Origin of the sequence: Bradyrhizobium sp. ISRA442, from assembly GCF_038085055.1 — a bacterium.
Classification (GTDB): Bacteria; Pseudomonadota; Alphaproteobacteria; order Rhizobiales; family Xanthobacteraceae; genus Bradyrhizobium.
Genome location: NZ_JALGCN010000013.1, coordinates 99,941 through 113,393 on the forward strand (window position 1 = coordinate 99,941; position 13,453 = coordinate 113,393).

Annotated in this window: 12 protein-coding genes and 2 pseudogenes; 5 read left to right on the forward strand and 9 right to left on the reverse strand. The window is 62.3% G+C overall.

Translation table 11 applies throughout. From position 1 onward, the window contains the following. Positions 1 to 53 precede the first annotated feature (53 nt). From MTR72_RS25640 to MTR72_RS25650, 3 genes are all read right to left on the reverse strand, one after another. Positions 54 to 713, reverse strand: a complete 660-nt coding sequence (locus tag MTR72_RS25640) for a QcrA and Rieske domain-containing protein (protein WP_341511469.1) — start codon at positions 711 to 713, stop codon at positions 54 to 56. 264 nt (positions 714 to 977) lie between these two features. Further along, positions 978 to 1,442 carry a group III truncated hemoglobin gene (locus tag MTR72_RS25645; RefSeq protein ID WP_341511470.1) on the reverse strand — a complete coding sequence of 155 codons (465 nt, stop codon included), beginning with the start codon at positions 1,440 to 1,442 and terminating at the stop codon, positions 978 to 980. Between the two features lie 132 nt (positions 1,443 to 1,574). Further along, positions 1,575 to 2,426, reverse strand: coding sequence for a 3-hydroxybutyryl-CoA dehydrogenase (locus tag MTR72_RS25650; protein ID WP_280969492.1), 852 nt, complete (start codon positions 2,424 to 2,426; stop codon positions 1,575 to 1,577). Positions 2,427 to 2,806: 380 nt separating this feature from the next. On the opposite strand from MTR72_RS25650, the gene MTR72_RS25655 reads away from it, so the two are divergent. Beyond that, complete coding sequence (locus MTR72_RS25655) at positions 2,807 to 3,784, forward strand: ABC transporter substrate-binding protein (RefSeq protein ID WP_341511471.1); 978 nt, start codon at positions 2,807 to 2,809, stop codon at positions 3,782 to 3,784. A 180-nt stretch (positions 3,785 to 3,964) separates the two neighbouring features. After that, on the forward strand, positions 3,965 to 4,390 hold the full coding sequence (locus MTR72_RS25660; protein ID WP_341511472.1) for a YybH family protein: 426 nt from the start codon (positions 3,965 to 3,967) through the stop codon (positions 4,388 to 4,390). A gap of 100 nt (positions 4,391 to 4,490) precedes the next feature. Here the strand turns inward: MTR72_RS25660 and MTR72_RS25665 are convergent, their stop codons facing one another. Beyond that, positions 4,491 to 5,219: a hypothetical protein gene (locus MTR72_RS25665; RefSeq protein WP_341511473.1), complete on the reverse strand. Its 729-nt coding sequence runs from the start codon at positions 5,217 to 5,219 to the stop codon at positions 4,491 to 4,493. A 221-nt stretch (positions 5,220 to 5,440) separates the two neighbouring features. Further along, positions 5,441 to 5,728: a hypothetical protein gene (locus tag MTR72_RS25670; protein WP_341511474.1), complete on the reverse strand. Its 288-nt coding sequence runs from the start codon at positions 5,726 to 5,728 to the stop codon at positions 5,441 to 5,443. A 306-nt stretch (positions 5,729 to 6,034) separates the two neighbouring features. Between MTR72_RS25670 and MTR72_RS25675 the strand changes: the two genes are divergently transcribed. Beyond that, entirely contained in the window at positions 6,035 to 6,574 is a 540-nt protein-coding gene (locus tag MTR72_RS25675) for a hypothetical protein (protein WP_341511475.1), read from the forward strand. 91 nt (positions 6,575 to 6,665) lie between these two features. Then, positions 6,666 to 7,190, forward strand: coding sequence for a septal ring lytic transglycosylase RlpA family protein (locus MTR72_RS25680; RefSeq protein ID WP_341511541.1), 525 nt, complete (start codon positions 6,666 to 6,668; stop codon positions 7,188 to 7,190). A gap of 86 nt (positions 7,191 to 7,276) precedes the next feature. On the opposite strand, the gene MTR72_RS25685 is transcribed toward MTR72_RS25680, so the two are convergent. Next, the gene (locus MTR72_RS25685) at positions 7,277 to 8,755 is read right to left on the reverse strand and encodes an FAD-binding oxidoreductase (RefSeq protein WP_341511476.1); all 1,479 of its coding nucleotides are present in this window, start codon (positions 8,753 to 8,755) and stop codon (positions 7,277 to 7,279) included. A 177-nt stretch (positions 8,756 to 8,932) separates the two neighbouring features. Here MTR72_RS25685 and MTR72_RS25690 point away from each other — a divergent pair. After that, a pseudogene (locus MTR72_RS25690) lies at positions 8,933 to 9,142 on the forward strand (histidinol-phosphate transaminase); the annotation flags it as partial. Between the two features lie 40 nt (positions 9,143 to 9,182). On the opposite strand, the pseudogene MTR72_RS25695 reads toward MTR72_RS25690, so the two are convergent. The 3 genes and pseudogenes from MTR72_RS25695 to MTR72_RS25705 all read right to left on the reverse strand — a co-directional run. Then, positions 9,183 to 9,686, reverse strand: a pseudogene (locus MTR72_RS25695) (amino acid ABC transporter ATP-binding protein); the annotation flags it as partial. A gap of 90 nt (positions 9,687 to 9,776) precedes the next feature. Further along, positions 9,777 to 11,066 carry a siderophore utilization protein FsrB gene (gene fsrB / locus MTR72_RS25700; protein ID WP_341511477.1) on the reverse strand — a complete coding sequence of 430 codons (1,290 nt, stop codon included), beginning with the start codon at positions 11,064 to 11,066 and terminating at the stop codon, positions 9,777 to 9,779. Between the two features lie 85 nt (positions 11,067 to 11,151). Continuing rightward, positions 11,152 to 13,140, reverse strand: a complete 1,989-nt coding sequence (locus MTR72_RS25705; RefSeq protein WP_341511478.1) for a TonB-dependent siderophore receptor — start codon at positions 13,138 to 13,140, stop codon at positions 11,152 to 11,154. Positions 13,141 to 13,453 lie beyond the last annotated feature (313 nt).

Sequence of the window (13,453 nt, forward strand, 5' to 3'; positions counted from 1 at the left end):
CCGCACGAAATGCGGATGCGGCCTGTCGTGACGCGGGCGCGACCCGCGATCCATCATCCTGCCTGCTGGCCACCTACCTTTCCGATGAAATTGCCCGCGACGCTGAGCGAGCCGTCAGCGAGCGCCAGCGGCAGCGCAGCGAGCCGCCGCGGCGCCGGCCCGAACACGACCTGCGCACCCGCGCGGGGATCGTATTCGGAGTTGTGGCACATGCACTTGAACACCTCCTTGTCGCCGACATCGCTCTTGACCCAGGCGGTGACGGGACAGCCGGCATGCGTGCAGATCGCCGAATAGGCGATGATGCCGTCCACGGCGCGCGCCTTGATCTGGTCGTCAAGCTCGGCGGGGTCGAGCCGGATGATCAGGATCTCGTTGAGCCGCGAGCCGCTGCGCACCACCGATGTCTTGGGATCCTTCGGCCAGGCGTGCACCGGCGGCCCTCCGCGCGGCAGATCGGCTGAGGTGATGACCTTTCCTTCCTGATCGCCTTCGGAAAACACGAGGAGGTCGCCCTTCTGCGGCCGTTCGTCTGCGCCCGGCTCGTCCTCTCCCGCATGCGACTGCGCGGAACAACCAAGGCATGCGGTGGCGGCGAGCGCACCGATGAGGAGCGTTCGCCGCGTTTGCTCCGTGCCCGCGTCGGCGTCAGGTTTCGTCGCGATGTTGGAGCACGATGATGTTGGGATGAGATAGAATGATGAGCTCGACATGCACGCTAGCAGGCGCTGGAACTCTGCCAAAAACAAGGCGGAGAATTGGCGCCGCAGTGCATCAATATGGCTTTGCTCGCGTTGATTGAACACGAGTGAACGCGTTTACGCGCATTTTCTCGAGTGCAACGTCATATCGCGCGACCGGTCATGATGATTTCGCGGGTCAGACCGATGATGTTGGAATTGGTGCAATGCGCCATGTGTGACGCGATGCAAAGCGACGACAACCAATTGCACGTTCGGCAGGCAGGTGTGTCGTGCTCAGGATCTCAGCACGTGGCGCGGCGCGGCGATGCGGCCCGCCACGGTTGCCGATGCCATCTCAAAACTGTCGGCGATGCGTCGTGCCTTCTCGATGAACAGCGCAGCGGCCGCGGGCGGACAGACCTCGCGGGCGGTCTGTTCGAACAGGTCGAGCCAACGATCGAAATGATCGCCGATCAGGCTCAGCGGCAGATGCGCCCGCATCGGCTGGCCGGAATAGCGGCCGGTCATCAGCACCACCGACGACCAGAAATTCTTCAGCTTGGCGAGGTGCTCGTCCCAATCCTTCACGATCGCGAACACGGGGCCCAGCAAGGCGTCCGCGCGCACGCGCCCGTAGAAGCGAGTGACGAGCTCCCCGATCATCTCTTCGGTGATCCCGGTGCGCTCGATGGCATCTTGAACCAAGAGGCTCCGCCGCTCCGCCGCAGCTTCCCGCTCGGCCTTCAGTCGATCCGACATTCCGTTGCTATCCGTTCGTTGGTTCCGCAAGCGCCTTGTGACATTGTCGGGCTGATCGTGTCGCTCCGTCTTTGTCGCAGCGCAAATTGCGGGAGAGGCAGCGGAGCTGAACGCCCGCCGCCCGCGCCAATGTCAGGCGCTGTAGGTGTAGAAGCCCTGCCCGGTCTTACGGCCGAGATGGCCGGCATCGACCATCTCCTTGAGCAGCGGCGCCGGACGGTATTTAGGGTCGTTGAAGCCCTTGTAAAAGACCTCCATCACCGAGAGCATGGTGTCGAGCCCCACGAGATCGGCGAGCGCCAGCGGCCCGATCGGATGGTTGCAGCCGAGCTTCATGCCGGCGTCGATCTCTTCGGCCGTCGCGATCCCCTCCTGAAGCGCGAAGATCGCCTCGTTGATCATCGGGCACAGGATGCGGTTGACCGCGAAGCCCGGGCTATTCTTGGCCGTGATCGCCACCTTGCCGACGCGTTTGGCGAAATCGACGGCCTTCGCATGGGTGTCGTCCGAGGTCTGCAGGCCGCGGATGAGCTCCAGGAGCGCCATCACCGGAACCGGGTTGAAGAAGTGCATGCCGATGAAGCGGTCGGGGCGATCGGTCGCAGCGGCGAGCTTGGTGATCGAGATCGATGAGGTGTTGGTCGCGATCAGCGTGCGCGGCGACAGCGTCGCGCAGAGGTCCTTCAGGATCTTGACCTTGAGCTCCTCGTTCTCGGTCGCGGCCTCGATCACCAGATCGCAATTGGCGAGCTTCGCCCGGTCGGTCGTTCCCGTGATGCGCTTGAGCGTCGCCTCGCGGTCGGCCTGCGACAGCTTCTCCTTCTTGACCAGACGGTCGAGGCTGCCGCCCACGGTGGCGATACCGCGGCTGACGGCGGCGTCGGAAATGTCGACCATCACCACGTCGAGCCCGGCCGCCGCGCAGACCTGGGCGATGCCGTTCCCCATGGTCCCTGCCCCGATGATGCCAACGGTTTGGATCATTGCTTCAAATCCTTCTCATCCTGCGGGCGTGCCAACCGGCGTGGCCCCATCTTTCCTGCATCAGGGTCTAGCACCGCCACCGGGCGGGCGCGACCTGATCCTGACCCTTCCTTAAAGCATCCATGGCCGGAATAAAGCCGGCTTTTCCGTTGGGTAGGCCTGATCTGGCGTTCTCCGGCCCGAGTCCATGCTGCCCCGAGGAATGCCGAGGATGCGGGGAGACCGGGCAGATGAGCTGTGCAAGCCGACCGGTCGATAGACCTGCCTGACGACCGGTGATCTTCGAGAGCATTCTCGCCCGTCGTAAGCGTTGCAAAACTCTCGCCTTCCGCTCAAGATCGCTTGCATTTCGTTTCACCAATCGATTTTGAGCTCGATCAATGTTGCGGCGCAATTTCATATGGATGATCGGCAACAGCGCGCTTGCATGGCCCTGGCTCGCCAGAGCGCAACAAACAAGCCGGAAGGTATGGCGCGTCGCCTATCTCTATCCCGGCTCTCTCGCAGATCCTGCCGACCACGCGGTGTTCGACGTCTTTCGCGGAGAGATGAAGACGTTGGGTTACACCGAGGGCAAGAACCTGGTCATCGACGACCGCAGCGCCGAGGGGAGGCTTGAACGGTTGCCGTCGTTCCTGACCGAACTGATCGCTCTCCGTCCGGACGCTATCGTTGCCGTTACGACGCCAGCCATCGCTGCCGCTCAGCGCGCAACATCGACAATCCCCATCATCATGGCCCCGGCGACCGATCCGATTGGCTCGGGCTTCGTCAAAAGCTTTGCTCGGCCCGGCGGAAACATCACGGGCATGGCCAACATGATCGGTGACGCGGTCGGCAAGGGCGTCGAGCTTCTCCATACGATCCTCCCCTCGGCGAAACGCATTGCCGTGCTGACGTCCGGCAATCCAACTCATCCGCAACAGTACGAGCTGGCCGAAACCGCCATGAAGGCCTTGGGACTTGTGGCAGTTCGCGTGCCAGCTCTTACGCCAAGCGATCTCGAGCCGGCATTCGAGACGATGAAGCGGGAGAACTGCGACGCCATATTCGTGCTTGGCGATGCGACGAGACCGGCCATCGCGACGTTGGCCGCGAAATCGAGAATACCGGCGGTCTACCAATCGGGCCCGTTCATGTCGCTGGGCGGACTGGCGAGCTATCATCCCAAAATCGAGGCCATCTACATCAAGGTGGCGCAGTACGTCGACCGGATTTTCAAGGGCGCCAATCCCGCTGAGTATCCCGTCGAGCAGCCGGTGATTTTCGAGCTTGCGGTGAACCTCAAGACGGCTGCGGCGCTTGGTATGACCATTCCCGACAGCGTGCTCGCTCGCGCCGACAAGGTGATCGAATGAGGGCTACGCCCTCACCTCAGGTCAGCGCATTGCTCCGCCTCGTCAATGCTGCTGACGGTAATTCCCCGGAGTTGCTGTTGCGCCATACGCGGCCTGAGATCCGGCATTCAACGCATACACTTCGAGCCAGACGAACTGCCGCCACTGTATTCACATCGCACAGCGGGTTAGGAGATGATCATGCGCAGCATAGCGTTGATAATTTCATTCATAGTCTCGTTGAGCGCGCCGGCTTTGGCTCAGAAGACTGAGATTGCAGCGATCAACGCGAAATGGATTGAATTGTTTAATAAGGGTGACTTCTCTGGGATCGCGTCACTCTACAGCACTGATGCGACCGCATTCCCGCCCGGTTCTCCGATCGTGCACGGCCGAGCTGCCATCGAGGCAATGTGGAAGAGCATGGCTGAACAGATTGGCGATCCGAAGCTCACAACGGTCGATGTCAGGCCACTTGGCCCTGCCGCAGCACGCGAGATCGGCACGTTCGTCCTGAAGACCAAGGGACCGACACCGCAGGAAGTGACCGGAAAGTATGTCGTTGTTTGGGAGAAGATCGGAGATGAGTGGAAGCTCGCTACCGACATATGGAACGACGGCAAGTAGGCCTCTCTCGTTCGTAGAACCCGCTTGGCGCCAGAAGCTGCCTTCCACGCGAGGCCGCGTTTGACCAGCAGGTGCGTCGACGCGCGAAAGATTCCTGCGGCTAGTGGTGCAGTAGCACGGCCCCCCGAAAGGCTCGGCTCGAGGCTAAGACCGATGCGAGCCCTAGAGCCATCAGCAGCACGCCAAGCCACCTCCAGCCCCACTCATCATCGCTAGCTTCGACGGCGGGAAAGGCGAGCGGCGTCGCCGAGGGCGCGGAAGCGTCAACCTCATCACTGGCGTCCGGCGCGGCCGCCAGAAGCGCCTCCACGTCGACCTGACGTGGCGTGATCCGGTCAGGCGTCAGCCGGTCGTTCGCGCGGTTGAGAATGAGGGCCGGCGTGGTTGCCGTGGCAAGGGTATCGGCATCGGCCACCTGCACGGGCGCGGAGGGGTTCGGCCGAGACGTATCCATAGGTCCTGAGCGAAGCAACTCCGCGCGCGCATCCACCGCCACCTTACGCTTACGCGCTGTGGTTTCGTTCTCGCCGGCAGTGGCAACACCATGTTTGGCGGCGCGGCGCTGAAGCAGCTTCTTCACCGTCGCGGTCCCTTCTGCAGCCTGAAACCAGCATTTGCGGCGGCCCTCCAATCGATAGACCCAGTGCTGGCCGTCGGCGGTCGACTTACCGGGTCGTGGCGCGCAGGTCTCTTCCCCGGATGTGGGCGCAGGAGCTGTCGCGGGAGCGGCATTAAAGAGGGTGGCGAAAGGGTTCGAAGACGCAGGCGACGTCGAAAGACCTGCGAGAAGGACAAAACCGGCGAAATAAAATCGCAAATAACCGGACATGGAACACCCCGGTGTCGCGCCCCCCGGTCGTGACCTTTGGCCGTGACCTGGGTCGCAATGCGACTTAAATCCGGCAGCGCGGTGGATTCATTCTGACACCCGGCGTCGAAAGTGCGGACTACCAGACGGCCTCTTCTGAGGTTAATCAGAAATGGTGGATTCGCACGCCAAGAGCACTCGGCAGCTCGAAGCGGAGCAAGTGAGCCCCGGATCGGGCGTCGTTATTTGATTTTGGCGAGGCACTCCTTTAGCCGCTCAAGCTCAGAGCGAATTTGGGATTCCATGGCGCCTTGTAATGCCACCGTACCTTTGCTGAACAATTCACCCGAGGCCTTTCTATCTAGGCTTTCTTTCCATTCCCGGATTGCCTGCTTGATTTCCCTTTGCGCCTGCGTGGTGGCCTTCAGGTACGTCTGTATGCAAGCGTCGGCCGACGAGCAGGTTTGGCACTCCTGTGCGGCGGCCGGAGTCGATACGAGCAGGGCGAGTATCGCGGCAAGGACCTTCATCGCTCATCCTCCCGCTGCAACATAGCAGCGTGCCGGCACCTCGTCGCGTGCCAAGAATCCGCCACAAATCGCAACGCGGTGGTTCCATCTACTGCTAACTCCATCATCGAGTTGCAAAGGGTTTCCGCAGAGGAACAGCACGCGTGCATTCACCGAGCAACAAACGTTGCAGTTAGTTTAAGCGACGAGGAGGAGCCGCTATTGCACTCCCAACGTCACGCCTCAATCGTCTTCGGCCATTGATTTCCGGCCCGATGCGCAACGGCGGATGTCCGCATCACATCTTCAACTTGGGTAGGGGATTTAATGAAAATACTGTCTGCGCTGCTCACGGCAGCGCTCTTGCTCGCGGGCATAGAGTCAAGCCACGCGGCGGTTCGGATTGCAGACGACCCGGGCGGGCAGATTGGGGAGTACCTCTCGAGGTACAGCGAACTCCGCGCTTCAGGCCAGACAGTGATGATTGATGGCCTTTGCGCTTCGGCCTGCACCATTCTCCTCTCGACAATCCCTCACGACAAGATTTGCGTCACCCCGAACGCGACACTTGGCTTCCACGCCGCTTATGATTTCGTCGGCAATGGCCGAACTGTCACCAATCCTGAAGCAACTCAGTTGCTCTATTCGGGGTATCCATCCCAAGTGCGGCGATGGATTACAAGGCGCGGCGGTCTTACCCCCAGAATGATCTTCCTTCGCGGCAAACAGCTCCAAGCCATGTATCGCCCGTGCTACGTCGATGCCCGTGCTCCCGCGGCGATGCCAAGCCACTCTGATTTGGTCGACCAGGACCAGCGTGGCTTCTTTGCCGGCTATGGCGCTCCATTGGCACGAGTCCACAAATAGATGGCTCGAGTCCGCTAACGCTTCCTCCCTCGCTCAATCTCCCGCCTCAGCAAGTCAGCTACTGCATCCAAAATCAGTCTAAGGAGTCCTGATCGTGTTTCGCTTGAGCGCCGCAATCTGCGGCGCTGCAATGACGCTTGCCATTTCACCTGTTGCCATGGCTCGAAGTGATACTGTTGCCCTGGCTCGAAGTGATAGCGGTGCGGTTCGTCCAGATACCCTCGATGGCGCCGCTTCTGGGCCCGCGATCGTCGGCGCAGCATCCATGTACAACCCGTTCCGGCCCGGATATCGGGAGGGCGGCCCGAATACAGCATCCGGGGAGCGCTATGATCCATCCGCATGGGCGGCTGCCATCAAAACCGATTTGCGCAAGAAGTTTGGCGGGGTTCAATATGGCGCGAGGCCGAAATATGCCCTCGTTGAGGGTGCAGGCAAGAAGGTCATCGTCAAAATAAATGATGTAGGGCCTCTCACGCCTGGTCGCATCATTGATCTGAATGAGCGGACGATGCGCCATTTCGATCCAAGCCTGCAACTGGGAGTCATTGCTAACGTCAAGGTTACGCCACTTTCAGGCGACGGCTGGACACCCGGACCAATCGGCTCGACCTGACTGCGGGCGAGCATGGTTGCTGCGGCAACAGCAGAGGCTCGCGAAACACTGGAATGCCGGGTCGAGTCACGACACCCGCGTCTCGCTCACGACAGGCGCAGCACCTTGCCCGGATTCATGATGTTCTTGGGATCGAGCGCCCGCTTGATCGTGCGCATGACGTCGAGCTCGGTCCTGGAGCGATAGTGCGCCAGCTCGTCGAGCTTCTCGATGCCGATGCCGTGCTCCGCCGAAATTGAGCCTCCCATGGAGGTGATGAGGTCGTTGACGGCGCGCGTGATCGCCGCGGCGTACTGGGTGAGCGTCTCACGATCCATGCCCTTCGGCCCCATGAAGGAGAAGTGCACGTTGCCGTCTCCGATATGACCGAGCGGATATGGGCGGATCGTCGGCAGGATCTCCAGCGCGGCCTTGAGACCGTTGTCGATGAACTCGGGGATTTTGGAGACCGCGACCGACACGTCATAGCTCAAGCCGGGGCCTTCGGCGCGCGAGGCCTCGGCGACGCTTTCGCGAATGCGCCACATGTTGCGCGACTGCGCTTCTGTTTGCGCGATCACCGCATCCAGCACGCGTCCCGCCTCGAGCTGATCGGCCAAGAACTGCTCCATCTTGTCCGACATGCCCGGGGCGCCTTCCTGCCGCGGCCGGGCCGACGACCATTCGAGCAGGAGATACCATTCGGTCGCCGCCTTAAGAGGATCCTGGGTGCCGGGGATATGGTGCAGCACCATGTCGGTGCAGGCGCGGCTCATAAGCTCGCAGGAGCCGACGTTATCGTCGGACGCGGCATAGGCTTCCGACAGGATGTCGACAGCGGCCCTCGGATCGCGGATCGCGAGCCACGCCGTGCACACGTCCTTCGGCGCGGGCCAGAGCTTCAGCACCGCCTTGGTGATGATACCGAGCGTGCCTTCTGCGCCCATGAACAGATGCTTGAGGTCGTAGCCGGTGTTGTCTTTCTTGAGTGCGCGTAAGCCATCCCAGACATCGCCGTTGGCGAGCACGACCTCGAGGCCCAACACCAGATTTCGCGCATTGCCATAGCGCAGCACCTGCACGCCTCCGGCATTGGTCGACAGGTTGCCTCCGATCATGCACGAGCCCTGGGCACCCAGGCTGAGCGGAAAAAAGCGGTCGTGGCGCGCGGCCGCGTCCTGAAGCGTCTCGAGAATGCAGCCCGCCTCCACGGTCATGGCATAGCCGACGGGGTCGACATTGAGCACGTGGTTCATGCGGCCGAGCGACAGCAGGATGCCGCGGTGCGTAGGCCACGGCGTGGCACCGCCCATCAGGCCGGTGTTGCCGCCCTGCGGCACGATGGCAATGCCGCTCTCGTAGCAGAGTCTTACGACAGCGGAGACTTCCGCGGTATTGGCGGGACGCACGACCGCCGCGGCCTGCCCGGCCAGCGTGCCGCGCCAATCGGTCACGAACGGCTGCTTGTCCTGCTCGTCCAGGATCAGGCCCTTATCGCCAACGATTGCCTGCAAGCGGTCGAGAATGGCTGATGTCACGGACGCGGTCGGAATGGAGGGCGTGGTGGGAAGGGCTGCACCCGGCATATGGTCCTCTCCTTGCGGCTCTTCTGCGCTTGGGAGCGCCGGCCTTCGTTGTTTGTTTTCAATTCTGAGACGAACCTAGCACGAAGGTCACACTTGCGGGAATGTCCTGACGACGGCGCTTGTGCAAATCTACCTTAAATGCGGGATCGCAAGCGCACTTCCGCCGACGCCCAGCATATCCTACTGTGCCTGGAACGGGTGAAGGACAGCTTCAACTCCTATCCCCTCGATTGCCTTGCCATCGCCGGCGCCATCGCGGCAATCGAGGACGACGGGTCGTTTCAGGAGGCCCGCACCAATATCATCGCGAGCCGCGAAGCGCTGGCCCGCGAGCTCGGACAACTCGGCTTCGAGGTTCTGCCGTCGCTCGCAAACTTCGTCTTCGCAACCCGGGCACTGGCGGTGCCCGGAGGGGCTTCAGGTCCCGCTAGTGGATGATCTGGTTCAGAAAGCCCCTGGCGCGCTCCGTGCGCGGCGCCCGGAAGAACGTCCCGGGATCGCTCTCCTCGACAATGGTGCCCTGGTCCATGAACACGACACGATCGGCGACCTCGCGCGCAAAACCCATTTCGTGCGTCACACAGACCATGGTCATGCCGTCCGCCGCGAGCTGCACCATCGTGTCCAGCACCTCCTTGACCATCTCCGGATCGAGTGCCGAGGTCGGCTCGTCGAACAGCATGATCTTCGGCTGCATGCACAATGCACGGGCGATCGCGACGCGCTGCTGCTGACCACCCGAGAGCTGAGCGGGATATTTGTCCGCCTGACTATGGATGCGCACCTTCCGGAGCAGGTCCATCGCACGCTCGCGCGCCTCGGGACGCGAGAGCCCGAGCGCCTTCATCGGCGCCAGCATGCAATTCTCGACGACCGAGAGGTGCGGAAACAGGTTAAAGCTCTGGAACACCATGCCATGAGCGTCGCGGCGCCGAATGCCGCCGCTCTCCTGTCGGAAACCATCCTCCAGGCAGACGATGATCACGAAGGTGGTCGCGTGGCGTAGAGCCGAGGAAGACGTTCATTCTGCCGCCACGACGCGCTCGCTCGCGCGGATCGCGGCGGTTTCCCGCACCTTGATCCGGGCGCGGCGCTTGCGCCACCAGATCACGACGCCGGTCACCGAGAGTGCCGCCACCACGAGTCCCATGATCGAGATCAGGATGCGGCCGAACAGTCCGGCGATGCGGCCCGAGTGCAGCGGAAACTGCGCCTGCACGAAGATATCGGCGGCAGTACCGACCCAGGGCAGCCGCTCGCCGAGCGGATGTCCGTCCTCGCTGTCGTAGTAGAGCTGCGCCGGGCCGACGCCGCCGGCACCATGATCATCGCCGGGACGAAAGAAGGCCGCGGCATAGACGCCATGGGCCGGGCCGTAATTGATCGAGCCGACCGGCGTGGTCCAGCCGCGACTGCGGCCGTCGGCGGCAGCGCGTGCGGCGATGTCGGCAAAGGAGACCTTGGGCTCGATCGGATCGTCGAGATCGCGGTACGGCCTCTGCTCATAGGGCGTCGGCGTGTAGTTCGACACCATCTTCATCAGCGGAGAGAAGACCTCGAAGTAGAGATTGAGCGAGAACGCAGTGAAGGCGATCACGAACAGCAGGCTCCAGGTCCAGAGGCTGAAGGCGCGGTGAATGTCGAAGTTGATGCGGTAGGCGCTGCCGCTGGTCTTGATGGTCCAGGCCGGCCTCCAGCGTGCGAAGAAACCGCGCGCGAGCTGACGCCTAACCGCGGGTGCCTGCGTGGCATTGGCGCTGCGCCGCATCGGTAGCGTGAGATAGAATCCGACGAAGCAATCGATAGTCCAGACGATGGCGATAACGCCCAGAAGGCGCATGCCCCAGCGGTCGCTGCCCCAGAATTCCGGGATGTGCATCGTGTAATGCAGCTTGTAGAGGAACGAGACGAAATTCTCCCGCATCACCGGCCACACCGCGCCCCAATAGCGGCGCCCGAGCTCTGTGCCGGTGTTGGGGTCGAGGAAGACCTGGTTGTAATCGAGCGTGTAGCGCTTGCCGGTCGCGGGATCGATCCGCGGCAGCACGAAGAACCACAGCGACCGGCCCTCCTCCGGTGTCATGAACAAATAGACCACGCGCGCACGGGGATCGCGTTGCTCGATCAGCTTGGCGAGCTCGATCGAGGGCATCGCGGGTCCCTGACTGGTTCCATCATAGAGACGCCGGTTCAGGACCTCGTCGATCTCGTGATCCCACGAGATGATCGCGCCGGTTATCCCCGAGAAGAACAGAAAGCCTGCGGTCAGCAAGCCGGCCCAGCGATGGAGTCGCCCGAACATCGATCTCATGCCATTCACAACTCGTTACCGCCCGTCATTGACGAGGTTGCCACCGCCGGTCAACACCACCGGCGGCGACGGATCGTCGCGAAGGTCACCAGCGATAGGTGACCTTGCCGATTGCCTTGCGCCCCTCCGCGTAGAAGCAGCCCGACAGGCTGTAGCAGGCGGCGACATAGCGCGTGTCGGCAAGATTGGTGACGTTCAGCGACAGGCGCCAATTGTCTTTGGTGTAGGCAAGCAGTGCATCCAGCACGGTGGATGATCCGACCTTGAACGTATTGGCATCATCGCCCCAGGTCGCACCGACGTAACGGATGCCGCCGCCGAACTGCAGGCCGGCAAGCGGCCCGCTCTGCAGCGTGTAGTCGCTCCACAGCGAGGCACGATTGAGCGGCACGGTGGGCGGCGCCTTGCCGAGATTCACCGGATCCTGCGACAGCACGGCATCGACATAGGCATAGGCGGCGCGCAGATTCCAGCCATCGGCGAGCGACATTGTGCCTTCGAGCTCGATGCCGCGCGACTTCACCTGGCCTATCTGATCCGCGAGATAGGTCGGGGGCGGATACGTCACGACGTTGTCGCGCGTCAGGTCGAAGGCAGCGAAGGTGAACAGGGCGTTCCAGCCGATCGGCTGGTACTTGACGCCGACCTCGTACTGGACGCCGGTCTCGGGATTGAGGAGCTGGCCCGCAGGGCCGGTCGCGAGTATCGGCAGGAACGACTCGGAATAGCTGAAATACGGCGCGATGCCGTTGTCGAAATTGTACATCACCGCGGCCCGGCCGGTGAACGCCGAGGCATCAGCCATGGCTGACGTGTTGAAGAGATCGGCGTTGACCTTCGTCGTGACGAAATCCTGGCGGCCACCGAGCAGGAACGACAGCCGGCCGAGCTTGATCTGGTCCTGCGCGTAGAAACCGACCTGGGATTGCTTGACGCCGGTGTTGTCGGTCATGGCGCCGATGGTCCAGTCGTAGCTATAGACCGGCGCAAAGACATTGATCTCCGGAGCCGAGGTCGTGACACCAAAGGCTGTGTCGCGGAACGTGGTGTTGCGATAGTCGATCCCGACCAGCGTGGTGTGGCTGAGGAAGCCGGTGGCGAACTTGCCCTGGAGCTGATTATCCACCGCGAACGAGTTGATGTACGAGTTGCTGGTGCTGCCGACATGCGCGAGCAGACCCGCAGCCTCATTGGTGTAGCCGGCGCCGTAGAACACCTTCTCCTCGTTGTGCTGATAGGCGTAGCGCAGGTTTTGCCGGAAGGTGATGGCCTCGTTGAAGTCGTGGGAGAGCTGGTAGCCCGCAGTGGCGATCTCGGTGTTGAACGCATCGAAGCTGGGCACGCCGGCGAAGAAGGAGACCGGGATGGTGCGGCCGTTGTTCGGCCACACCGTGCCCGAGGCCGGCAGGAACTGCAGGCCCCACCCTGCCCGGTCTCTCTGATAGTTGGCCAGGAACGTGATGGTGGTGTCGTCGTTCGGCCTGAAGGTGACGGCGGGCGCGATGAAAATGCGGTTGTCCTTGGTGAAGTCGACCTGGGTCTCGCCGTCGCGCACGACGCCGGTCAGACGCCACAGCACGGTGCCTTCCTTGTTAGCGGGACCGCCCATGTCGAACTGGCCCTGATAGCGGTTGAAGCTGCCGCCCGAGACCGAGACTTCGCCGAATTGTTGCGCGGTCGGCAGCTTGGTCACGTAATTGAGGATGCCGCCGGTGCCGCTGCCACCATACATCGCCGAGGACGGTCCCTTGAGAACCTCGAGGCGCTCGGCGCCGTAAGGATCGAGACCGTTGAAATGCACGTAGTTGCTCGACGGAATCCGCAGACCGTCGATGTAGAGCCCCGGCATGGTCATGTCGAAGCCGCGGATCTGAAGGCCGCCGAAGCGGGTGTCCGAACCGCCATTGACGTCGCCGCTGACGCCGGCGGTGTAGCGCAGCGCCTCACCGATCGAGACTGCGTCCTGGTTCCTGATCTGATCGGTGGTGATGACAGACACCGATTGGGGGGTCTCGATGAGCGGTGTGTCCGTCTTCGTCGCTGTGCCGCTGCTCGTCGCCACGAAACCGCGCACCGGACCGTTGGCACGCTCTCCACTCCGGGCAGTCGATGCGGCCTGCGTTGGCGCTGCCTGCTGAGCCGGAGAACGACGCGCGGCACGTGTGGTGCGCGTGGCCGCCGTGCGTCGCGACGACGCAACCGCTGCGGGACGTGCGCTTTGCGCCGGCGCGTCGACGGTGACTGAAGGAAGCTGCGTTTGCGCTTGCACCGCATTGCTTGTCAGCGAGAGAGCAAATGCGCTGGCAGAGATCAGGCAAGCCGATAAGACCGTTTGTTTTCGTGTGGTGAAAGACAAGTCATCAAAGCGTAGAAATTTCACGTTCGCG